Raw genomic sequence first — 20,532 nt, 5'->3', positions numbered from 1 at the left:
GGTTGCGTTATATCTCCGGTCCGCAATGTACGGCGCGGAGAAAAGCCGTTGACTGGCAGCGGCTTCGGATGGTGCTGCGATTGGGTTTAGGCGGCCAGGCGCGAGGTGTCGGCCAGGCGCTCGCTCAGACCCCAAATGTGGCCGAACGGATCGAACACAGCGGCAGAGCGGCCGCCCCTGTCGTCCAGTTGAATGGCGTCACGGATGGTTGCGCCAGCAGCCACGGCCTTGCTGACAAAGGCGTCCAGGTCGGCGACGGTCATCCGTAGCGCAGCGCTCACTGCACCTAGCGCCTTCGGGAAGAAGGGTCCGCCAAGGGCGGGGTTGGCTTCCCGCTTGGGATTGGCCCCAGCAACGGCAATCGGCGTTGTCCCGAGTAGCATATCGAAGTCCGTCAGCTCGCCATCGTGGCTGTGGGTTTCCACCACCCGCGCGCCGAATGCGGCTGTGTAGAAGTCTGCGGCTTCCTGCTCGCGCCCATGCTCAATAACAAGGGCGAATGTGATGCTGATTTCATCGCTCATCGGTGTGCTATCCCTTTCCTGCGTTGAATCACGGGCGCACCGTAGCAGAACAAAACAGGTCCAAGAATGGCGAAAGGACTATGTTCCCCCAAATGCACAGGTCCCGGCATCTCGGGGACGCCGGGGCCTACTTGCTGCTGACTGCGATTACATGCTGTAGCCGTTGTCGTGGCTCACGGCGTAGGCGCCATCCTGGTCGCGGCTGGCCCAAACCTCGTTGCCCACCTCCAGCTCGGGGCAGTTCTCGTTAGCGGTCAAGGACGCCATCCCGCCTTAATCGTTCCGAACCACGTAGAAGGTCTGGCCGCAGTGCCTGACCACGCCGACAACGGCCTCCTGAATGTCCTCGCCGGCGGCCAGCACCGGCGGCAGATGATCGCGCTGCTGCGCGAGGCTATCGATCTCGGCAAGGATTTCTTCGACACCGCCGACGTTTATGGACCCTGGACGAATGAAGAATTGGTCGGCGAACCCCTCGCCGGCCTGCGCGACAAGGTGAAGATCGTGACCAAGTTCGGCCGGGACGTCGACCAGGTCACAGGCGAGCATCGCGGCGGTGTCGACAGCAAACCGGCGCAGATCCGCAGCGCGGTCGAAGGCAGCCTGAAACGGCTTGGAACCGACTACATCGATCTCCTCTATCAGCACCGGGTCGACCCTCCGTTTTTCATCCAATTCGGAATGGCGGCTGACTGGACGAATCAAACCGGGCTCCTCGTAGGATCGTTCACAGTCCTTGGCGGAATACCCACGCCGCCGTTTTCCTGTATTTGCACGCCACGCTACTACTACGACCGAAACTTGTTGAATCGGCCTGATCCCAGGCTTTTTTAATCATCCCCGATCCGGGGATTATCTCTTGCGTCCCCACGAAAAATGGGGACGACATGGCAGCCACTCACCTCAGACAGGAAGCGATCCAGCGCGGCGCGCGAATGCTACGCACCGCGCTCGGCAGCGCCATCGCGCGGTTTCTCGAAGACCCGGCCGTGGTAGAGGTGATGCTGAACCCCGATGGCCGCATCTGGGTGGATCGACTTTCCGAAGGGCTGGCCGACACCGGCGAGACGATGACGGCCGCTGACGGCGAGCGCATTGTGCGTCTGGTCGCTCACCATGTCGGTGCGGAGGTCCATGCCCGCTCGCCGCGCGTCTCGGCCGAGTTGCCGGAAACGGGTGAGCGTTTTGAGGGCCTACTTCCTCCCGTCGTAGCGTCACCTGCCTTCGCCATCCGCAAGCCTGCTGTCGCAGTCTTCACACTCGACGACTATGTGGCGGCCGGCATCATGACGGCCGACCAGGCGGTGAAGCTGCGTGCGGCAGTTCAGTCCCGCGCCAACATACTCGTCGCCGGCGGCACTTCCACCGGCAAGACGACCCTGACCAATGCGCTGCTCGCCGAGGTGGCGAAGACAGCGGATCGCGTCGTCATCATCGAGGATACCCGCGAGCTGCAATGTGCAGCGCCCAACCTTGTCGCGATGCGGACCAAGGATGGCGTCGCTACGCTCTCCGACCTCGTCCGGTCCTCGCTTCGTCTGCGGCCTGATCGCATTCCCATCGGCGAGGTCCGCGGTTCAGAAGCTCTCGACCTCCTCAAAGCCTGGGGCACCGGCCATCCCGGTGGCATCGGCACGATCCACGCTGGTTCCGGCATCGGCGCGCTGCGTCGCCTCGAGCAACTCATCCAGGAAGCCGTCGTCACCGTCCCACGCGCGCTGATCGCCGAGACCATCGACCTTGTGGCCGTCCTCGCGGGGCGTGGCTCATCGCGACGGCTTGCCGAGCTCGCGCGCGTCGACGGCATCGACCCTGCCACTGGCGACTACCGCATCACCCCCGCAACGATCTCGAACGGAGAAGCTGAATGAACTCGCCCGTCATTCCGAATCTGACCAATCCTCCCATCCTGTCGACGGTGCCCGTCGAACCGGAGCTGCCCGCCGGCTCCATCATGCGTAGCAGCTACAAGCTTCTCGCCAGTTCCACCGCGCTTTTCACCATCATGATGCTGGCGGCCACGCCGCCGGCCCATGCCTCCGGCTCCTCCATGCCGTGGGAGCAGCCGCTTCAGCAGATCCTCCAGTCGATCGAAGGGCCGGTGGCCAAGATCGTGGCGGTGATCATCATCATCGCCACCGGCCTGGCGCTCGCATTCGGCGACACCAGCGGCGGTTTCCGCCGTCTCATCCAGATCGTATTCGGTCTGTCGATCGCCTTCGCGGCCAGCTCGTTCTTCCTCAGCTTCTTCAGCTTCGGCGGCGGGGCGCTTGTCTGATGGCGGCCGTCCTCGAACAGCTCGACGCGGTGCCGGGGTTTACGGTGCCCCTCCATCGCGCCTTGACCGAGCACATCCTGCTCGGCGGTGCGCCGCGTTCCATCGCCATCATGAACGGCACGCTGGCCGGGGCCGTGGGCCTCGGCCTGCGCCTGTGGCTCGTCGGCCTCGCCATCTGGGCGATCGGTCATTTCGTGGCCGTCTGGGCGGCCCGCCGCGATCCGCTCTTCGTCGAGGTCGGGCGCAGGCATCTGCGCATTCCGGCTTTCCTCGCGGTGTGAGGAGGCGGCTATGATGAATCTCGCCGAATATCGACGCTCCGCCGCTCGCCTTGCCGACTATCTGCCCTGGGTCGCTCTGGTCGCGCCCGGTATCGTACTGAACAAGGATGGCTCGTTCCAGCGCACAGCCCGCTTTCGGGGTCCGGATCTGGATTCCTCCGTCGCGGCCGAGCTTGTTGCCGTTGCAAGCCGCATCAACAACGCTTTCCGCCGCCTCGGATCCGGCTGGAGTATCTTTGTCGAAGCACAGCGGCATGAGGCCGCCACTTATCCCGACAGCAACTTTCCCGATCCGGCTTCAGGTCTGATCGATGCCGAGCGCAAGGCCGATTTCGAAGAAGCGGGCGCACATTTCGTATCGAGCTATTTCCTCACCTTCTTGTTTCTTCCGCCGGCCGAGGAAGCCGCGCGCACCGAGTCCTGGCTTTATGAAGGCCGCGAGCGCTCGGGCGTCGACCCGCACGAGATTCTGCGCGCCTTTACCGACCGCACCGATCGCGTGCTGGCGCTGCTCGACGGCTTCATGCCGTCCTGCGACTGGCTCGATGACAGCGAGACGCTGACCTATCTGCATTCCTGCGTATCGACGAAAAGGCATCGCGTCCGCGTGCCCGAAACGCCGATCTATCTCGACGCTCTGCTCGCCGACCAGCCGCTCACTGGCGGCCTGGAGCCGCGTCTTGGCGACCAGAATCTGCGTGTGCTGACCATTGTCGGCTTCCCGACCGCGACGACGCCGGGCCTGCTCGACGATCTGAACCGACTGGCCTTCCCGTATCGCTGGAGCACTCGCGCGATCCTGCTCGACAAGACCGACGCGACCAAGCTTCTGACCAAAATTAGGCGGCAGTGGTTCGCCAAGCGAAAGTCGATTGCCGCGATCCTCAAGGAGGTCATGACCAACGAGCAGTCGGTGCTTGTGGACACCGACGCTGCGAACAAGGCGCTCGACGCCGATATGGCCTTGCAGGAACTCGGCGCCGACGTCGCGGGTATGGCCTATGTCACTGCCACGATCACGGTCTGGGACGCCGATCCCCGCCTTGCCGACGAAAAGCTGCGGCTGGTCGAGAAGGTCATCCAGGGCCGCGACTTCACTGCCATGATCGAGACAGTGAACGCCGTTGATGCCTGGCTCGGCAGTCTGCCCGGGCACGTTTATGCAAACGTACGCCAGCCGCCGATCTCAACACTCAATCTCGCCCACATGATTCCGCTGTCGGCGGTGTGGGCGGGGCCGGAACGGGATGAACACTTCGATGCGCCCCCGCTGCTTTACGGCAGAACCGAAGGTTCGACCCCGTTCCGGTTGTCTTTGCATGTCGGCGATGTCGGCCACACGCTCGTCGTTGGCCCGACTGGCGCGGGCAAATCCGTGCTGCTCGCCCTCATGGCTTTGCAGTTCCGCCGTTACCTCCGCAGCCAGGTCTTCGCCTTCGACTTCGGCGGCTCGATCCGCGCTGCCGCGCTCGCCATGGGCGGCGACTGGCACGATCTCGGTGGCGGCCTGACCGAAGGATCGGACGCCTCGGTATCGCTCCAGCCGCTTGCCCGCATCCATGACACCTATGAGCGCGCCTGGGCGGCTGACTGGATCGTCGCAATCCTCCTGCGGGAAGGTATCAAAATCACCCCGGAGACAAAGGAACACATCTGGACGGCGCTGACCTCGCTCGCCTCGGCGCCGGTCGGCGAACGCACGATCACCGGCCTCAGCGTCCTTCTCCAGTCCAATGATCTCAAGCAGGCGCTCCGCCCTTACTGCGTCGGCGGTCCCTATGGTCGGCTGCTCGATGCCGAAGCCGAGCATCTTGGTTCGGCGGACGTGCAGGTGTTCGAGATCGAGGGCTTGGTCGGCACGGGCGCCGCGCCGGCTGTACTCGCCTATCTCTTTCATCGGATCGGCGACAGGCTCGACGGGCGGCCGACCATGCTCATCATCGACGAGGGCTGGTTGGCGCTCGACGACGAAGGATTCGCCGGCCAGCTCCGCGAATGGCTGAAGACGCTCCGCAAGAAAAACGCCAGTGTCATCTTCGCCACGCAGTCCCTTTCCGACGTCGACAATTCGAGCATCGCGCCGGCCATCATCGAAAGCTGCCCGACGCGACTGCTCCTGCCGAACGAGCGCGCGATCGAGCCGCAGATCACGGCCGTCTATCGCCGCTTTGGTCTCAATGACCGTCAGATCGAAATCCTCGCCCGGGCGACGCCCAAGCGCGACTACTACTGCCAGTCGCGGCGCGGCAACCGCCTGTTCGAGCTGGGCCTCAGCGAAGTCGGCCTCGCGCTTTGTGCTGCATCCTCCAAATCCGACCAGACGCTGATTGCCCAGATCGTCGCTGAGCATGGCCGCGACGGTTTCCTCGCTGCTTGGCTCAAGGCCCGCGACGTCGGCTGGGCTGCCGATCTCATCCCAACTTTTCCGTCCCTTGTCCCCGAAGCCGAAAAGGAAACTGAAACATGAAGACCCGTTCTGCCCGCACGCCTGCGGTGCTTCTCGCAGCAACCATCCTTGCCACTCCGATCGCGCTTTCTCCGGTCGCGACCACGCCGGCCTATGCCTGGAGAATCGTCTTCGATCCTAGCAACTACGCGCAGAACGTGCTCACGGCGGCGCGCACGCTCGAACAGATCAACCACCAGATCACCTCGCTTCAAAACGAGGCGACGATGCTGATCAATCAGGCCCGCAATCTTGCAAGCCTGCCGTTCTCCTCGCTCCAGCAGCTTCAGCAAAACGTTCAGCGCACGCAGCAGCTCCTGACCCAGGCCCAGAACATCGCCTTCGATGTGCAGCGGATCGATCAGGCGTTCCAGCAGCAGTACGGCAACGTCTCCATGTCGACCACAGATCAGCAGCTCGTCTCCGATGCGCGTTCGCGCTGGCAGAACACCGTCGGCGGCTTGCAGGACGCCATGCGCGTCCAGGCGGGTGTCGTCGGCAACATCGACACCAACCGCACGCAGATGAGCGAACTGGTGAACCAGAGCCAGGGCGCGACCGGCGCACTACAGGCGACGCAGGCCGGCAACCAGCTCCTGGCGCTTCAGTCGCAGCAGCTCTCCGATCTGGTGGCGTTGCTTGCTGCCAACGGGCGCGCAGGCGCGTTGACTGAAGCCGAGCGCACAGCGGCTGCCGAACAGGGCCGCGAGCAACGCCGTCGCTTCCTGACGCCCGGTTCAGGCTACCAGCCGGGCAATGCGCAGATGTTCAACGGAAACTGAGGGCGGGCTTATGGACGGCAAGGTGCTGGCCCGGCTGGGCGCTGTCGTGTTCGTCGCCATCGCCATTACGGCGGCTGTCATCGAGATGACCCGTAAGGAGGAGCCGGTAGACGATTTCTCCACGCGCATCATCGAACCCCCGTACGATCCGCTGCGCGCGGGGCAGCGCCGGTGCCAGCAGCTTGGGGCAACGGCCGCGACCGACGCTGAGTGCCTACGCGTCTGGGCGGAAACCCGCGACCGTTTTTTGCGTCCGTCGCCTGCGCCCGTGTCACCGGCCTCCAGCGAAGGGCGGTGAGACATGGGCGGCTCCGGCGTCATCGACACATTTCTTGGCACCTTTACACGCTATATCGACAGCGGGTTCGGTCTGCTCGGCGGCGAGGTGGCGTTTGTTGCTACCACGCTGATCGTCATTGACGTGACGCTGGCCGCTCTGTTCTGGAGCTGGGGCGCGGACGACGACATCATCGCGCGTCTGGTGAAGAAGACCCTGTTTGTCGGGGTGTTTGCCTACCTGATTTCCAATTGGAATAACCTCGCCAAGATTGTCTTCGACAGCTTCTCCGGTCTTGGCCTGAAAGCCGCCGGCACAGGTTTCACGGCGCAGGATCTCCTTCGGCCCGGCAAAGTGGCTCAAACCGGCCTCGATGCGGCGCGTCCCTTGCTCGACGCGATATCTCCCCTGATGGGCTGGATCGCGGTCTTCGAGAATCTGATCCAGATCGTCTGCCTGCTCTTTGCCTGGGCGCTCGTTATCCTCGCCTTCTTCATCCTCGCGATCCAGCTCTTCGTGACGCTGATCGAGTTCAAGTTGAGCACGCTCGCCGGCTTCGTCCTGATCCCGTTTGGCCTGTTCGGTAAAACCGCCTTCATGGCCGAGCGCGTGCTTGGCAACGTGATTTCCAGCGGCATCAAGGTGCTGGTACTCGCCGTTATCGTCGGCATCGGCTCGACATTGTTCAGCCAGTTTACCCAGGGCTTCGGCGGCCAGACTCCGAGCATCGACGACGCCATGGCCATCGTGCTCGCCGCGCTTTCGCTCGTCGGCCTCGGCATCTTCGGTCCCGGCATCGCGTCTGGCCTTGTCAGCGGCGGCCCTCAGCTTGGCGCAGGCGCCGCGGTCGGCACCGGCCTTGCTGTCGGCGGTGCGGCACTTGCGGCTGGCGGCGGCGCAATGCTGGCCGCAAAGGGTGGAGCCGCTCTTCTTTCCGGCGGCGCCGCTGCCGTGCGTGGTGGAGCTGTGGCAGCCGGGGCGGCATCGTCGGCCTACACACTCGGTTCCATGGGCCAGTCGGAAGCGTCCGGCGTCGCGTCCGGCCTCGGAGGCGTAGCACGCGCCGCCGGATCGGCTTCTGTCTCCCCATTGCGCCGTGCCGCCTCCCGTGCGTCCGAAAGCATGAAGTCCAGCTTCTCCCACGGCGCGCGAGCAGGCGTCAGCGCCACAGGCGGCTCCTTCTCGTCCAGCGCAGACGCCGGCGAATCCGATCGCGCTTCCGTTGCTCCCGCAGCCACCCCCGACCAGCCTCCGGCATGGGCGCAGCGCATGAAGCGCGGCCGCCATGTCTCCCACGGTGTCAGCGCAGCCGCCCACGCAGTTCGCTCGGGCGACGGCCATGGCTCCGGCGCATCCGTTAACCTTTCTGAAAGTGACCGTTCATGAATCTGTTCAAACGGCCCGCCGTGCATTACGGCAAGACGCCTCAACCGGAAACGCCATACCAGAAAGCCGCACAGGTCTGGGACGAACGCCTCGGCTCCGCTCGCGTGCAGGCAAAGAACTGGCGCTACATGGCTTTCGGCTCGCTGATATTATCGGCGGGCTTCGCCTCCGCACTGGTCTATCAGTCCGCTCGTGGGACGGTCGTGCCGTGGGTTGTCCAGGTGGACAATCTCGGTCAGGCACAGGCCGTTGCCCCGGCCGCGGCGGACTATCGTCCGACCGATCCGCAGGTGGCCTGGCATCTCGCGCGCTTCATCGAGCAGACGAGAAGCATTTCTGCCGATCCGATCATCATCCGACAGAACTGGCTCAGGGCCTATGAATGGACCACGGACCGGGGCGCTGCTGCGCTCAACGACTATGCCCGCGCCAACGATCCATTCACGAAGGTCGGCAAGCAGCAGATCGCAGTAGAAGTTTCCAGCGTCATTCGCGCTTCTCCTGACAGCTTCCGTGTCGCGTGGACGGAACGGCATTTCGAGAACGGTCAGCTCGGCAAGACCGAGCGATGGACCGCGATCTTGACCATCGTCCTCCAGTCGCCGCGCGATGCGGAGCGGCTCAAGGTCAACCCGCTGGGAATTTATATCAATGCGATCAACTGGTCGCGGGAGATGAGCCAATGAGCCATCCGACGATCTGCAAACCCGCCTTTGCGGTTTTCCGTAAATCCGTATTTCCGATTCTGCTGCTTTCAACAACCGTGTTCGCCGGCTGCGCCACGCCGCAAAAGCCGCCGGAAATAAGCTATGACCGGAACGTGCCTCCTTTGCCGGCAGTGCCAGCCGTGGTCACGGACGACCGTCCGCGCCCGCTGCACGTTCCTCCCGCCTGGACCCCGGCAAAGGGCGGCGCGGCGGCCAGCACGCCGGTTGCCCGCGTCGAGAACGCGAACGCTGCCGCTCGCGTGCAGCCCCGTCGCGAAGGCTATTACAACTCGATCCAGATATACCCGTGGAGCGACGGTGCGCTCTATCAGGTCTATGCCGCGCCGGGGCAGATCACGAATATTGCGCTTGAACCCGGTGAGTCGTTGACCGGCGCCGGGCCGATCGCAGCCGGCGACACCGCTCGGTGGATCATCGGCGACACCGAGAGCGGCAGCGGTACGACCCGCCGTGTCCATATCCTTGTAAAGCCCACGCGACCGGACATCACGACCAATCTCATCGTGACCACCGACCGGCGCGTTTACATGATCGAGTTGCGTTCCGGTGAGAAGCCTTATATGCCGGCCGTTGCCTGGGCCTATCCGCAATCAAGAGCGCGCCAGGGCCAGAGCATCCCCGCCACGCCGGTTATCCCGGCAGTCGCCGCCCGCAACTATCGTTACGGTTTGACCGGCGGCAATCCGCCTTGGAAGCCCGTTTCCGTCTACGACGACGGCCGGAGGGTCTATGTCGAATTCCCGCGCGGGATCGTCCAGGGCGAAATGCCGCCGATCTTCGTCATCGGGCCGCACGGCGAAGCGCAGATCGTCAACAGCCGCATCCACCAACACATCCTGATCGTTGACCGCCTGTTCGGCGCGGCCGAATTGCGCCTTGGCAGCGGTAAGCAACAGCAGACCGTTAGGATTGTCCGTACCGACGGGAGGCCATCGACATGACCGACACGGATAACAACGCTGCGCCGATGCGGCTTCGCGCCGAGCCGCCGCGCGTCACGCGACTATCGCGCAAGGTGCTCGTCAGCGTCGGCGTCGTCGCCCTGGTCGGGATTGGCGGTGCGCTGATCTACGCCCTCCAGACCCGCGATGGAGGTCAGCACGGAGAGGAACTCTACTCGACCAACAACCGCCAGACGGCGGATGGCCTCGCCGGCCTCCCGCGCGACTATACCGGACCTGTGCTCGGCCCGCCGCTCCCCGGTGATCTCGGCCGGCCGATCCTAGATGCCCAGAACAGGGGGCAACCCGTTGTCCCGCCGACGATCGCGACGCCGGCCGTCGATGAAGCTGAACAACGCCGTCGAGCCGAAGAAGAGGCTGCGCGCACGAGCCGCGTCTTCTTCCAGACCCAGCCAAGTGCGACACCCGCGACGCCCAGTGGCTCGACCACACCAAATGTTCCCGGCTTCGATCTCGCCGGTCTCTCGGACCAACCCGGCCAGCAGACCGCTCAGGATCGCCAGCTTGCGTTTTTGAATGCGCCGGTTGATCGCCGGACCACATCGACGGATCGAGTCATGGCTCCGGCTTCGCCTTTCATCCTTCAAGCCGGGGCGGTGATCCCGGCCGCGCTCATCACCGGCATTCGGCCGGATCTGCCCGGCCAGATTACGGCGCAGGTGACGGAAAACATCTACGACAGTCCCACCGGCCGCATTCTGCTCGTGCCGCAAGGTACTCGCATTATCGGCCAGTACGATAACAACGTGCAGTTCGGCCAGAGGCGAGCACTGCTGGTCTGGAACCGGCTGATCTTCCCGAACGGCCGCTCCATCGTGCTCGAACGCCAGCCGGGCGCCGACACGCAGGGTTATGCCGGTCTTGAGGATAGCGTCGATTACCACTGGTGGGATCTCGCCAAGGCCGCTGGATTGTCCACGCTTCTCGCGGTCGGCACGGAATTAGCCGTCAGCGACGAGGACCGCTTGGTCCGAGCCATTCGCGACGGCGCGCAGGACACGATCAACGACGCCGGCCAGCAGATCGTCCGGCGTCAATTGCAGGTCGCACCAACCTTGACCATCCGGCCGGGCTTCCCGGTCCGCGTCATTGTCACGCGCGATCTTGTGCTTGAACCCTACAGGAGCTGACCATGACAAAGCTGAAACTTGGCCCCATCGCCGATGATAGGCCCGTGAAGGTGACGGTGGAACTGCCAGCGGCGCTCCACCGCGACCTGACCGAATACGGTCGCCTGCTCGCAGAGCCTGGTACTCGCCCCATAGAACCGGTCCGCCTGATCGTCCCGATGCTTGAGCGCTTCATCGCGACGGATCGAGGCTTTGCTAAGGCACGGCGTCCAGCCCTCTCGTCGGGGGCAAGCCAATAGTGCCTCCGAATTGACTCAACGTGGCCATTGAACGCGCTATGCTGAGCAGTCGCCGCAACGCTGGATTGTCGTTTCGAGGAGACCACACGGCATTGAATGGCAGTATCTCGCCAGCGATGGGACGGTAGGTGATGCCAGGGAACTGCGCTACCGTCATCGCCTCGCTGACTAGGGTCAACCCGCGGCCGATTGCGACCAGCGGTAACAGATTGTCTCGCCCAACATATTGTACTTGGATCTCCAGGTGCCGACCGAGCCCAGCAAGCCTACGAACAAGATGGTCCCGGATTTCGTGACCCGGAGGGCTTTCGCTCACGATGAAAGCCTCCTCCGCGATGTCCTGCCATTCTATCTCGTCGTGCCGCGTTAGGGAGTGCTCTAACGGCAGCACCGCGAATACGCGCTCCGACCATAAGTGTACGCTGTCACATTCCGGCCATTGCCCCGTACCCGTCAAGAATGCCACATCGAGCTTCAGCTTGCGGATAGCGGCAACATGCTCGGAAGCATCCCCATCCATCAGCTTTATCTGCACATCGCAGTGCTCGCAGCTATAGGTACGCAGTAGTTCCGCGAGGAATCCTGATGCGATTGAGGAATAAATCCCGATACGAACGCTGCCGCGCTCGGAGCGGCCAATAGCACCGGCTTCTTCCGCACCGGCATCGATCGCTCGGATAATTTGGCGAGCGCGGCGCAGAAAGCGCTGTCCGGCATAGGTCAGCTCGACACCCCATGTGTGCCGGTGGAAAACCGACGCGCCGATCTGGTCTTCAAGGTGCGCAACGGAGCGACTAATCGCTGACTGCGAAAGGCCCAGAACAGCGCCTGCTTTTCTGAAACTGCCGTGATCTGCGGCGGCAATGAAGTATCGCAGATGGCGAAACTCGATCGGGCCGTGTTGCCTCGGTGTCTTTCCAGTCATGCAGTCGTGGCCCGCTTGCTTATCAGGAAAAGCGCCGCGGCTGAATTCTCGGGCACGCTGGCTTTACCGAACCAGAGTGAGAGCAAAAGAAGCACGGCCGCCGCGGGACGACGCATTTCACTCTCCATTTCGCCGGTCCTTTGGCGAACACTCCCAGACTGAATGATGGAGATCTCACCAGCTAGTTCGCTGCCACCTTCGCGGCTCACTGATGATGGTTCAAACCCAAGCCCGAATGGCCCTCGAGAACTGCCAATTTCATTGGCAGCCGGAAGATTTCGGAAATGGCGAAGACAAATTCTCTCAAATGCTTTCATCCTTTTCCCTCCAGTATTCCGATGCCCGTCGCGCTCTCGTCGCGATGATGCCATCGCCTCGAAAACAGCCAGTAAGGCGCCAGCGCAGCATGGATTAAGGTGGACGAAGGGCTGCGTACGATTCGCACCACGCAGAGCGCAGCTATCGAGCCATTGCCAGCGCGGCCAGAACCCGCACCAGTACCAGGCAGCCTTACAGCCCCCGCCAGCCGTCCAACGTATATGAAAGACAACCTCACAAACCGCCAGAAGAAGACGGTAAGAACCGCTAGTACGACACGGACGTGACATTAAAAAGCTGCGCCGCTTTGAGCCTCCACTAGCAACCGCGTCTGCAGCCACCCCGCTGCTCTGAACGCCTCTGGCTTCAAGCACATGATCGCAAATGCCTCTGTTGGCGATCTGGCCTGGCGCAGCATTTCGCGCCGGGTTTCTCCGCGAAAGAGACGGCATGCATTTGCGAGAGTGGGCAGGAAATTGCCAATATCGGAGCGTGGCCAAAGCAGCGTCAGGAGCAGATCAACCAGGCTGCCATCCGGCGCGTCGAAGTCGATCGGACGGGCGAGTCGCGTTAGCGATGCAACGGGATGCGAAATATGTCCGAGCAGCGCATGCGGAATGGCGACACCCGCTCCCAGCGCCGTGGATCCGGTCTGCTCGCGGGCGATAAGTGCTCGTCGGATAACTCGCGCATCGACATCGGTTCGTCCCGCAAGCCGAGCCGCTATCTTGGATAGCGCCGAGCGCTTGCCTTTGACCGCGACTCCAAGCGCAATGTCCTCTTCTGTCAAAAGGTCAGCGACCTCCATAACTCACCTCCGATGCGGATCAAAGGGTGTCCCGATCGGTCGGAACATGCCCTCGCGCCCGTTCGTGACGGCGCAATTCTGATGCTGGACTTGGTGGAAAGACTATCGGTCCCGGACGCGAAGCCAGTTCTTCGAACGCGCCCGGGCTAGAATCCTGCTTTGAGCCGTTGCGGCTCGCGAATGCGGATCAGCGTCTGTCTCATCCAACTCAGGTGGTGCCAGAAACCAGAAAGTTCAAGGAATAGAGGGCTTAACAGCAATCTGGGGCGGACTGTCAGCGCCGTGCCCCTTCCGATTGAGCGCGATCGGTCAGATCGATCGTTGGCTGTATTGGAGTCGAACTCGATGTGACCGTCATCGAGGAAACCATCGACGCTCTCGGCGAGGAGCGCGGCGCTTTAGGTTTCGCCGTGGTCCTTGGAGGAAGAGCGTGCGGGAGGAGAAGACAGGGACGTGCCAAACGGCGAAGGCACCGGACCCAATCGATACGGGTATATTACTGGACGCGCGTTACTGCGACGCTGTCTGGTGAAGCTCCGCGAACCTGTCGAGCGCTGCCGAAAGACCATTGAGCGAGATGCTGAACGTAACGTCCTGCTCAGCATTGCTCGATTTTGCCGTTAGCTTGAGCGCCGACCCGGCGCGCAGTCTGTCGATGACTGGCTGGTCGAATGCGGCCGGTACGATGCAACCGACGGGCAGACAAGTCCGAAAGAATAGAGCCGCCATCGGCGACTGCTCATCGATTTGGGGCGTGACGCCGGCGTCAAGCAGAAGGCCGAAAGGCAGGATGAGATTGCCGGTGATGGTGTTGTTGGGGCCGGTTTGCAGTTCGATGGTGAGCACACGCTGTCCGTTCTTGCGGATCTGCTGCTGGGACAGCGCGCATCGTTTGGTAGCCGCCGCGATTCGGCAGGCGACCCGCCAGTCCTGATAGGTTTCCTGTAAAGAGGATGCCCCGCCTGGGAGGGAGGGAGCATCCAGCGCCAATACCGGTGTTGCAGGCAGTAATGCAGAGGCGATCAGAAGGTCAATGCTGCACGGGGAAAGAGGGATTGTCATATTGAGAGGTCTTTCCACGCTTAGAACCTGACAGCCAGATTGGCCTTGAAGCCATGATCCTGTGCGCCTGAGGCGATCTGACCGGTGTAGGAGAGGCCGAGCGTGGCCTCAGGACTGATGTTGAAATCGAGCCCGGCCTCAATGACGGCGCTGTCCCTGGCGACGGGCACCCCGGCAATCGTGAAGGCGCCGCCGGCCGTGAAGAGATGCGTGCTTTCGGGCGTGGTGTCGCCGAAGGCGTGCCGCCAGCCGATCATGCCCTTGAGCGTGGCCTCCATCATGCCGAAGGTCAGGGTGTGCTCGCCGCGCAAGCCGAGTGTGGTGAAGGTCACATCGGTGCTACCGCTATGGCCGGTCAGGGCTGCATCCCCGCCGCGCTCGGTGAAGCCGTTGGTGTGCAGGCTGACATGAGCGAGACCGGCGAAGGGCTCCAGCCGGATGCCGTTGCCTGGCTCCAGGCGATAGCCCAGCTCTCCAAACGCTTGGAAGGTGCCGGCAGAGTAGTCGGCGGCGAGACGATCGCTGAGGCCCGGAATGGCAACGGCGCGGCTGGTGCCGATGTCGTGCCAGCTATAGGCCGCCCCGGTGCGTAAGGCTATGTTGCCCCATTGGGTGCCGCCATAGAAACCGAGATGATAGTTGTCGCTGGAGCCCGAAGAGGCCCGGTCGCCGGCCTTGAAGCTCGAATGGCTATAGCCGGCCAAGAGACCGAGACGCCAGTCACCGACCAGACCATCCGCGCCGATCAGCAGGCCGCCGGTGTTGCGGTCGAGGGAGGCGGCATTGCCGTCGCTGTCGCTCGATCCCCAGGAGCCGAAGCCGCGGCTCCAGAAGACGGGGCCAATATGGTCGGCCGAGACGGCCATGGGCGTGTCGCCCCGCCCATAGGCGAGAACGGGAGCCACCGGAGCACCCGCATCGCCGAAGGCGGCGCGGATGCGGTCGTTGGCGGCGTTGCGGATGAAGCGGCTGTCCTCGACGAGCGCGGTCTTTGCCGAGCCGTGTATCTCGCCCGACAGTGCATCGAAACTGGCGCGGATCAGGCCGCCGTCATCGGCAAGCTGGGCGATCGCGTCATAGACCGCGTGCCCGGCGTCAAAGCCGATGCTTTCGACCCCGCCCGCCGTAGCGATCTGATTGCGCGTCACCGCGGCAGAGGCGAAATCGCGATCGTTACGGGAGAGCCGCAGATCGACCGAGCCCGCCCCGTAGTCGTAGATCAGCTCCGGCGTGAGGAAGGCGAAGTTCGAGGTCACATCATTGAACGAACCAGACAGCCCTCCGCCCGCGGATAAGATCGTATAGGACGAGCGAATATCGTAATTGCCGTTGGCACCGATGTGGGCGACCGAGCCGCCGTCGAGCGTCGCGGTGCCGGTAACCGTCACAAGATCGCTTTCATTTCCTTCAGGGTTCACCTCGACGGCAAATCGAGAGCCCGCCTCGAAGACAAGATTGCCGTCGACCGTCAGCGAGCCGATGGAGTTGCCCGGCGACAGCGTGCCGCCAGAGGCGATCACGACAAGGGATCCGGTTCCCGAGCCGACCGTGCCTGAGCCGCCGAGAGTCGCGCCATCAAGGACATTGAACGACCCGCCAAGCGCGCCATTGCCGTCGGCATCGCCAACCAGCAACGTGCCGGCGCCGATGTTGGTCCGGCCGGCAAAGTCGGAACTGTCGCCTGTCAGCAGCACTGTTCCTGTTCCCTCAAACGAGAACTGGCCATTGCCCGAGATCGCGCCGCCATAGACCGCGCTTCCGGCATCGCCGAAGCTGAGCGCTGTGCCCGCGCCGTCCAGATGGGCGCCGCCGGCGAACCGCGCGGCCTCCGTCGCAAGCCTGCCCTCGGAGATGGTCCAGTCGAGGGTGGAAGCGCCGCCGAGCGTGAGCGTGCCCGCGCCTGCCTTGACCATCTTGCCGTTCGTGCCGCCCAGCCCGACAATATCGCCGGCGAAGCGGGCATCGCCGCCCTGATCGAAGCGGACCACACCGGCATTCGCGAGGCTGCCCGAAATCGACCCGACATCGCCGGTTAGCGTTCCAGCTTCGACAATGGTGTTGCCATAGGCATTGTCACCCGACAGCAGCAAGGTGCCATCGCCGCGCTTCACCAGATCGCCTTTACCGCCGATCGTGCCGGTCAGACCAAGCGTGTTGCCATTTGTTACCTCGAACGTGCCCGCGCCCGACAAGGTGACAGAACGGCCCGTATCGAAACTGCCGGTTGCGGACAGCACCCCGCCATCGATGGTAAGCCCACCCGACGCCGCGCCCAGATTGGCATCCTCGGAGACTTGCACCTTGCCACCCAGGATGCGCGTCCCGCCTGCATAGGTGTTATGCCCCGACAGGATCAGCGTGCCTGCCTGCGTTTTGACGATGCCACCTGCGCCGGTGATCTCCGTCGCGATCTCGGCGCTGTCGGCCAGCACACGGATTTCCGAGCCTTCCGCAACCGTCGCAAGCGTCCCCGAGCCACGGAGCCGATAGCCTTCGTCCACAAATTGCAGGCCCTTGAAGCTCTGTGTGCCTTCGACGCTGATCGTGCCGCCGTTGAAGCCGCCCGGCTGGTTCTTGAACACGGCATGGTTGCCAGCCCAGATGACCGGAATATTGCCGTCGAGATTGAGCCATGCCGCATTTGCGGCGCTCCAGACGCCATCGCCGCCCTGCCAATGTTGGAGTGTATAGTCACCAGGATCGCTTGACGGTGCGAGATACAGATCGACCCGTCCATCGCCGCTGAGAATGCCGACATGTTCAACACCGGGAAGCGTCGGCATATCGCCAAAGCTGAGGCCAGAACCCGTCAATTCGCCGCCATAGGTCATCAGACGATAATACCCAATGCCGGCCGGGCCATCATTCGGATCGCCGCTCTGCGCAAGGTTGAGCGTACCGTTCAGCGCCAGGTCGCCAGTGACATCGATGCGGTCGCTGGTGCCGGGGGTGATGGCCGACGCTCCTGGGCTACCCAGCTCGAAATCGAGGATCGAGCCGGATGACAGCGTGAGATGTCCATTCACCGTCAACGCCCCGATGCCATCGCTGCCGGGGGCCAGGGTGCCGCCATTCTGGACGGTGGTGCTTCCGACCGTGCCTATACCACCGAGCGTGGCGCCAGCATTGACGATATGAGCAGAGTGGCCGCTGTTGCCATTGACCAGCAGAGTGCCGCCTTCCACCGTGGTGACGCCAGTGTAGGAATTCATTCCGGACAAGGTCAGCGTGCCTGAGCCGATCTTGGTGAGCCCACCCAAACCCCAAAGCTCCGCACCTATGCCAATATTGAAGCCGTTGCTGTCAATGAAGGCGCCACCGGCTCCAACAATCACGTCACCCGCCCTGAAATTGCGCAGGTAATCGATCTCGTCGCCGTTTGCGCGCAAGACGCCCCCGTCGATGGTGAAGACGGCTGCCCCGCGGCCTCTTGCCACATAGCCGGTTTCGAGTACGCCGCGCCCACCCGCCTCGCTGCCAAACAGGTTCAGCGTTCCATTACCGGAGCCGTCGATGCCAATATGGACTGTTGAGGCGTCCACCCTTCCTCCATCCGCGACGGTCAGTTGGCCGAAGCCCTCGACGCCGATAAAGAGACTGTCTGAGGCCTCCCATGTGGAGACATTGCCGTTGCCGTCCGAGCCCGAAACCACCACCGCACCGGTCGAGCCGCTGGAGTAGCCAATCCAGCCGTTCCTGCTTGTGACTTTTCCGCCGCCCTTGACGGTCAGTTCGCCGGAGCCCTGGTCCCCGATAGAGAGGCTGCCTGAAGCCTCCCATGTGGAGGCGTTGCCGTTGCCGTCCGAGCCCGACACCTCCACCGCGCCGGTCGAGCCGCTGGAGTTGCCGACAATGGCGGATCGGTTTGTGACCCTTCCACCGCCCATGACAGTCAAAGCGCCAGAGCCTTGGTCGCCGACATAGAGGTGGCCCGAATTCTCCCATGTGGAGACGTTGCCATTGCCGTCCGTACCCGACACCGTCACGGTGCCGGTGGAGGCACCAAGATTGCCGATAATGCTGCTGAAAGCGGTTGTAACCTTGCCACCATTCGTGACGGTCAGTTCGCCGACATCGTATCTACCGACGACGAGGCCGCTGTTAATGATCCACGGGCTCGGCTGCGTGCCGGTTGTTGCTCTGTCTGGATCGCTGCCATCGACGATTTCATGTGCATCATTATCGATCGAGACAGTCTGCGCCAGTGCCGGCCCTGCGGCGATCGTCAACGCCAACGCTGAAACGCCCCCCAGCAAGAGCCGGGGCCATGCGCTCCCCAGCGCGCCGTTGACGACGGTCGTCTCAGCCTTTTCGGACACATGTCTGGTACGCATCTCCGGATTGAATCGAACTCGGTCCAAACGGATCGCGGTCATCAGTATGCAAGCCCCCATCACGCGCGGGCTGTCAACCCGCCTGCAATGATCAGGCGGGCGCACATGCCCGGACAAAATCTCGGTGCTTGCACTATAAAGTCATTGAAAAATCAGCGGTAATCAGCGCGTGCCAAAAATGAAATCTTTGCGTCCCATCGGTGGGATTACCTGCCGATCGGCGCAATTTCTTTCGGGAAAGGCCCAGTTACCGGTCGTTGTTTGGGTGCTGGCGCGCCGCTGCGCGGGCTTCGCTCGGGCCCATGCCGAATCGCCTGCGGAACAGCCGATTGATGTTGGGCAGGTCGTAGAGGCCGCAGCGTTGCGCCAGGAGATGGATCGGGGCTTTGCCGTTCTCCTTTTGCAGCAGGCGCAACAACTGCTGAAGGCGCAGTTCGCGGATATATCCCTGAACCGTCAGGTCACGATCGGCGAACAAGCGGTAGAGCGTCGACCTTGAACAGCCCACCGCGGTGGCAACGCCTGCCGGGTTGAGCTCATGACTGGCCAGATGACGCCTGATATAGCGTTGAGCGGCCGCAAACAGCCCGGCATTCGAATGCTCCGATACACCGACAGCCGACGAGAACGCGCCTTCTATCGCTGTAATAGCGAAGGACTCCGAAGCGTCCAGCAATGCCAATTGCTCGCGCGGCGCCATCCCCGTGACGACACGCGGGAACTGCCGCAGATGATCGCGCAGCAAGCCGGCGATAGCGGAATTGGCGAGCGCCGCGTTTATAACCTCCGGATCGGGCATCGATCGGGGGAAGACCGATTCCAGCAACGGTCGCGAGAGATCCAATTGGATGCAGCAGTGCCGCGTGAAGCTCAGCGACAAGGGGCGTGAACCGTCGAGCAGGAAGAAGTCACCTTCGCCTGCCTCCATCGCCTGACCGCCTTCGTAGGCGTAGCGCATCCGGCCCTTAAGCATCAGGAAAAGCGCCAGTTCGTCGCAAGACGCCGACGCGATCGCTTTCTTGCCCAAGCTGACCTGATACGCATCGGACACGGCATAATGCATCTCGCCGGCCATAGTGGCGAGGGAGGTCACGCTCGCCCTGAAGTCTCGTCGCTGCCGTTCGTCCGGCGCGGCGGATTCGAAGGTGCGTATGACCTCGCTGGTCCAGTAATCATAGCGATCCGCTGGTGCCGTTTCGCTGGTCGATACCGTCTGGAAGACATGTCCTTTCGGCCGGCCCTGCGAGAAGGCGTGATGGACGGTTGATCTGTCTGTACCCACGATCACTCCTTCCGCTTTTGGGGCAGATCCGAGAGAAAGCCACGGGTGGCGCCAGTCTGCCGAGATAGCGAATGAACGGCATCAGCCGGTTGTGGGTCGCTGGCAGTTTCACGCGAGAGACGAGATGGCTATCCTGAAGACAAGGACGGGCCATCGCTTTCGACGGACGATAAAACACCTGTGGGCGCGAAACCTGATTCATGCCGGGATTATGAAGGCACAGGTTGCAATGGACAACCATAAGGAACATTCTCAAAGCTCGGGGTGCGCAAGAGATTGTTCCAGTGAAGCCAAATTAGCGGCCGGTACTTTATTGAGACACGCTAGTCGACGGACAATGGTCCCTTGCGGCCTGTGGTGCTTCCGTCAGGATTTAATCCATATTTCCGGTAGAATACTGCCTGATCCTTTGCAATCTGGGCATCCATTCTGGCGTCGGCTTGCCTGCGTTGGGCTTCACGCATGGCCAAGCCCGCAGGTGTGGTCACCAGACTGGCGGCTCCCGTGGGGTCCCACGCCGCCGGCATGCTCATGACCGCCTGCGCTGTCCCGACCGCAGCAGCTTCCGCATCGAGCTGCTTTTCCAGCGCGCGGGTCTCGTTGGAAAACATCGGATTGTCGAAACTCGATTTCGGTGCGCTTTGGCAGGCCCCAAGCGCGGTTGACGTCATGAGCGCCACAGCCACTTTCGCAGCCCTGGATAACTGCAGGGATATGGCCTCGTCTGATTCAAAACGGGACATTCTTGATCGCATGGTCGCACCTACCTC

General features: G+C 62.8%; 19 protein-coding genes and 1 pseudogene. 12 read left to right on the top strand and 8 right to left on the bottom strand.

Going from position 1 to position 20,532, the window contains the following annotated elements:
* Window positions 1-86 precede the first annotated feature (86 nt).
* Window positions 87-524, bottom strand: coding sequence for a VOC family protein (locus F9K78_RS15030; protein ID WP_151682306.1), 438 nt, complete (start codon window positions 522-524; stop codon window positions 87-89).
* 363 nt (window positions 525-887) lie between these two features.
* Here F9K78_RS15030 and F9K78_RS22280 point away from each other — a divergent pair.
* From F9K78_RS22280 to F9K78_RS14970, 12 genes and pseudogenes are all read left to right on the top strand, one after another.
* Window positions 888-1,184, top strand: a pseudogene (locus F9K78_RS22280) (aldo/keto reductase); the annotation flags it as partial.
* 227 nt (window positions 1,185-1,411) lie between these two features.
* Entirely contained in the window at window positions 1,412-2,395 is a 984-nt protein-coding gene (trbB, locus tag F9K78_RS15020) for a P-type conjugative transfer ATPase TrbB (protein ID WP_151682305.1), read from the top strand.
* Between the two features lie 83 nt (window positions 2,396-2,478).
* A complete protein-coding gene (locus F9K78_RS15015) occupies window positions 2,479-2,802 on the top strand; it encodes a TrbC/VirB2 family type IV secretion system protein (protein ID WP_412842097.1) in 324 nt (107 codons plus the stop codon).
* Entirely contained in the window at window positions 2,802-3,083 is a 282-nt protein-coding gene (locus F9K78_RS15010; protein WP_151682304.1) for a VirB3 family type IV secretion system protein, read from the top strand. Before F9K78_RS15015 ends, F9K78_RS15010 begins: the two co-directional genes overlap by 1 nt.
* A 10-nt stretch (window positions 3,084-3,093) precedes the next feature.
* The gene (trbE, locus tag F9K78_RS15005) at window positions 3,094-5,550 is read left to right on the top strand and encodes a conjugal transfer protein TrbE (RefSeq protein ID WP_151682303.1); all 2,457 of its coding nucleotides are present in this window, start codon (window positions 3,094-3,096) and stop codon (window positions 5,548-5,550) included.
* Window positions 5,547-6,311 (top strand): P-type conjugative transfer protein TrbJ, encoded by a 765-nt coding sequence (gene trbJ / locus F9K78_RS15000; protein ID WP_151682302.1) that lies wholly within the window; start codon window positions 5,547-5,549, stop codon window positions 6,309-6,311. The genes trbE and trbJ overlap by 4 nt, the downstream gene beginning before the upstream one ends.
* 10 nt (window positions 6,312-6,321) lie before the next feature.
* Window positions 6,322-6,609: a putative entry exclusion protein TrbK-alt gene (gene trbK-alt, locus F9K78_RS14995; RefSeq protein WP_151682386.1), complete on the top strand. Its 288-nt coding sequence runs from the start codon at window positions 6,322-6,324 to the stop codon at window positions 6,607-6,609.
* Window positions 6,610-6,612: 3 nt separating this feature from the next.
* On the top strand, window positions 6,613-7,974 hold the full coding sequence (gene trbL / locus F9K78_RS14990; RefSeq protein ID WP_151682301.1) for a P-type conjugative transfer protein TrbL: 1,362 nt from the start codon (window positions 6,613-6,615) through the stop codon (window positions 7,972-7,974).
* Window positions 7,971-8,660 carry a conjugal transfer protein TrbF gene (gene trbF, locus F9K78_RS14985; protein ID WP_151682300.1) on the top strand — a complete coding sequence of 230 codons (690 nt, stop codon included), beginning with the start codon at window positions 7,971-7,973 and terminating at the stop codon, window positions 8,658-8,660. The genes trbL and trbF overlap by 4 nt, the downstream gene beginning before the upstream one ends.
* Entirely contained in the window at window positions 8,657-9,643 is a 987-nt protein-coding gene (gene trbG, locus F9K78_RS14980) for a P-type conjugative transfer protein TrbG (RefSeq protein ID WP_151682299.1), read from the top strand. The genes trbF and trbG overlap by 4 nt, the downstream gene beginning before the upstream one ends.
* Window positions 9,640-10,794 (top strand): TraB/TrbI/VirB10 family type IV secretion system protein, encoded by a 1,155-nt coding sequence (locus F9K78_RS14975; protein ID WP_151682298.1) that lies wholly within the window; start codon window positions 9,640-9,642, stop codon window positions 10,792-10,794. The genes trbG and F9K78_RS14975 overlap by 4 nt, the downstream gene beginning before the upstream one ends.
* A 2-nt stretch (window positions 10,795-10,796) precedes the next feature.
* Window positions 10,797-11,033 carry a DUF2274 domain-containing protein gene (locus F9K78_RS14970; RefSeq protein WP_151682297.1) on the top strand — a complete coding sequence of 79 codons (237 nt, stop codon included), beginning with the start codon at window positions 10,797-10,799 and terminating at the stop codon, window positions 11,031-11,033.
* On the opposite strand, the gene F9K78_RS14965 is transcribed toward F9K78_RS14970, so the two are convergent.
* The 7 genes from F9K78_RS14965 to F9K78_RS14935 all read right to left on the bottom strand — a co-directional run bounded on the left by F9K78_RS14965 (window position 10,990) and on the right by F9K78_RS14935 (window position 20,505).
* On the bottom strand, window positions 10,990-11,958 hold the full coding sequence (locus tag F9K78_RS14965; protein ID WP_151682296.1) for a LysR family transcriptional regulator: 969 nt from the start codon (window positions 11,956-11,958) through the stop codon (window positions 10,990-10,992). The genes F9K78_RS14970 and F9K78_RS14965 overlap by 44 nt on opposite strands.
* Entirely contained in the window at window positions 11,955-12,275 is a 321-nt protein-coding gene (locus F9K78_RS14960; protein WP_151682295.1) for a hypothetical protein, read from the bottom strand. Before F9K78_RS14960 ends, F9K78_RS14965 begins: the two co-directional genes overlap by 4 nt.
* 290 nt (window positions 12,276-12,565) lie before the next feature.
* Entirely contained in the window at window positions 12,566-13,084 is a 519-nt protein-coding gene (locus F9K78_RS14955) for a PTS sugar transporter subunit IIA (RefSeq protein ID WP_151682294.1), read from the bottom strand.
* 510 nt (window positions 13,085-13,594) lie between these two features.
* Window positions 13,595-14,146 (bottom strand): invasion associated locus B family protein, encoded by a 552-nt coding sequence (locus F9K78_RS14950; RefSeq protein WP_151682293.1) that lies wholly within the window; start codon window positions 14,144-14,146, stop codon window positions 13,595-13,597.
* A gap of 20 nt (window positions 14,147-14,166) precedes the next feature.
* A complete protein-coding gene (locus tag F9K78_RS14945) occupies window positions 14,167-18,465 on the bottom strand; it encodes an autotransporter domain-containing protein (protein WP_167518119.1) in 4,299 nt (1,432 codons plus the stop codon).
* 262 nt (window positions 18,466-18,727) lie between these two features.
* Window positions 18,728-19,762, bottom strand: a complete 1,035-nt coding sequence (locus tag F9K78_RS14940) for a helix-turn-helix domain-containing protein (protein ID WP_151682291.1) — start codon at window positions 19,760-19,762, stop codon at window positions 18,728-18,730.
* Between the two features lie 323 nt (window positions 19,763-20,085).
* Window positions 20,086-20,505 (bottom strand): hypothetical protein, encoded by a 420-nt coding sequence (locus tag F9K78_RS14935; RefSeq protein WP_151682290.1) that lies wholly within the window; start codon window positions 20,503-20,505, stop codon window positions 20,086-20,088.
* Between the last annotated feature and the right edge of the window lie 27 nt (window positions 20,506-20,532).

Source organism: Brucella pseudintermedia, assembly GCF_008932435.1.
Lineage (GTDB): Bacteria > Pseudomonadota > Alphaproteobacteria > Rhizobiales > Rhizobiaceae > Brucella > Brucella pseudintermedia.
The sequence above is the reverse complement of the archived record's forward strand: the minus strand, read 5'-3'. Positions and strand labels throughout refer to the sequence as shown.

Excerpts from the sequence above, each read along its gene's own strand:
- F9K78_RS15030 (WP_151682306.1), bottom strand. The coding sequence starts at position 524 with ATGAGCGATGAAATCAGCATCACATTCGCCCTTGTTATTGAGCATGGG.
- trbB (WP_151682305.1), top strand. The coding sequence starts at position 1,412 with ATGGCAGCCACTCACCTCAGACAGGAAGCGATCCAGCGCGGCGCGCGA.
- F9K78_RS15015 (WP_412842097.1), top strand. The coding sequence starts at position 2,479 with ATGCGTAGCAGCTACAAGCTTCTCGCCAGTTCCACCGCGCTTTTCACC.
- F9K78_RS15010 (WP_151682304.1), top strand. The coding sequence starts at position 2,802 with ATGGCGGCCGTCCTCGAACAGCTCGACGCGGTGCCGGGGTTTACGGTG.
- trbE (WP_151682303.1), top strand. The coding sequence starts at position 3,094 with ATGATGAATCTCGCCGAATATCGACGCTCCGCCGCTCGCCTTGCCGAC.
- trbJ (WP_151682302.1), top strand. The coding sequence starts at position 5,547 with ATGAAGACCCGTTCTGCCCGCACGCCTGCGGTGCTTCTCGCAGCAACC.
- trbK-alt (WP_151682386.1), top strand. The coding sequence starts at position 6,322 with ATGGACGGCAAGGTGCTGGCCCGGCTGGGCGCTGTCGTGTTCGTCGCC.
- trbL (WP_151682301.1), top strand. The coding sequence starts at position 6,613 with ATGGGCGGCTCCGGCGTCATCGACACATTTCTTGGCACCTTTACACGC.
- trbF (WP_151682300.1), top strand. The coding sequence starts at position 7,971 with ATGAATCTGTTCAAACGGCCCGCCGTGCATTACGGCAAGACGCCTCAA.
- trbG (WP_151682299.1), top strand. The coding sequence starts at position 8,657 with ATGAGCCATCCGACGATCTGCAAACCCGCCTTTGCGGTTTTCCGTAAA.
- F9K78_RS14975 (WP_151682298.1), top strand. The coding sequence starts at position 9,640 with ATGACCGACACGGATAACAACGCTGCGCCGATGCGGCTTCGCGCCGAG.
- F9K78_RS14970 (WP_151682297.1), top strand. The coding sequence starts at position 10,797 with ATGACAAAGCTGAAACTTGGCCCCATCGCCGATGATAGGCCCGTGAAG.
- F9K78_RS14965 (WP_151682296.1), bottom strand. The coding sequence starts at position 11,958 with ATGACTGGAAAGACACCGAGGCAACACGGCCCGATCGAGTTTCGCCAT.
- F9K78_RS14960 (WP_151682295.1), bottom strand. The coding sequence starts at position 12,275 with ATGAAAGCATTTGAGAGAATTTGTCTTCGCCATTTCCGAAATCTTCCG.
- F9K78_RS14955 (WP_151682294.1), bottom strand. The coding sequence starts at position 13,084 with ATGGAGGTCGCTGACCTTTTGACAGAAGAGGACATTGCGCTTGGAGTC.
- F9K78_RS14950 (WP_151682293.1), bottom strand. The coding sequence starts at position 14,146 with ATGACAATCCCTCTTTCCCCGTGCAGCATTGACCTTCTGATCGCCTCT.
- F9K78_RS14935 (WP_151682290.1), bottom strand. The coding sequence starts at position 20,505 with ATGTCCCGTTTTGAATCAGACGAGGCCATATCCCTGCAGTTATCCAGG.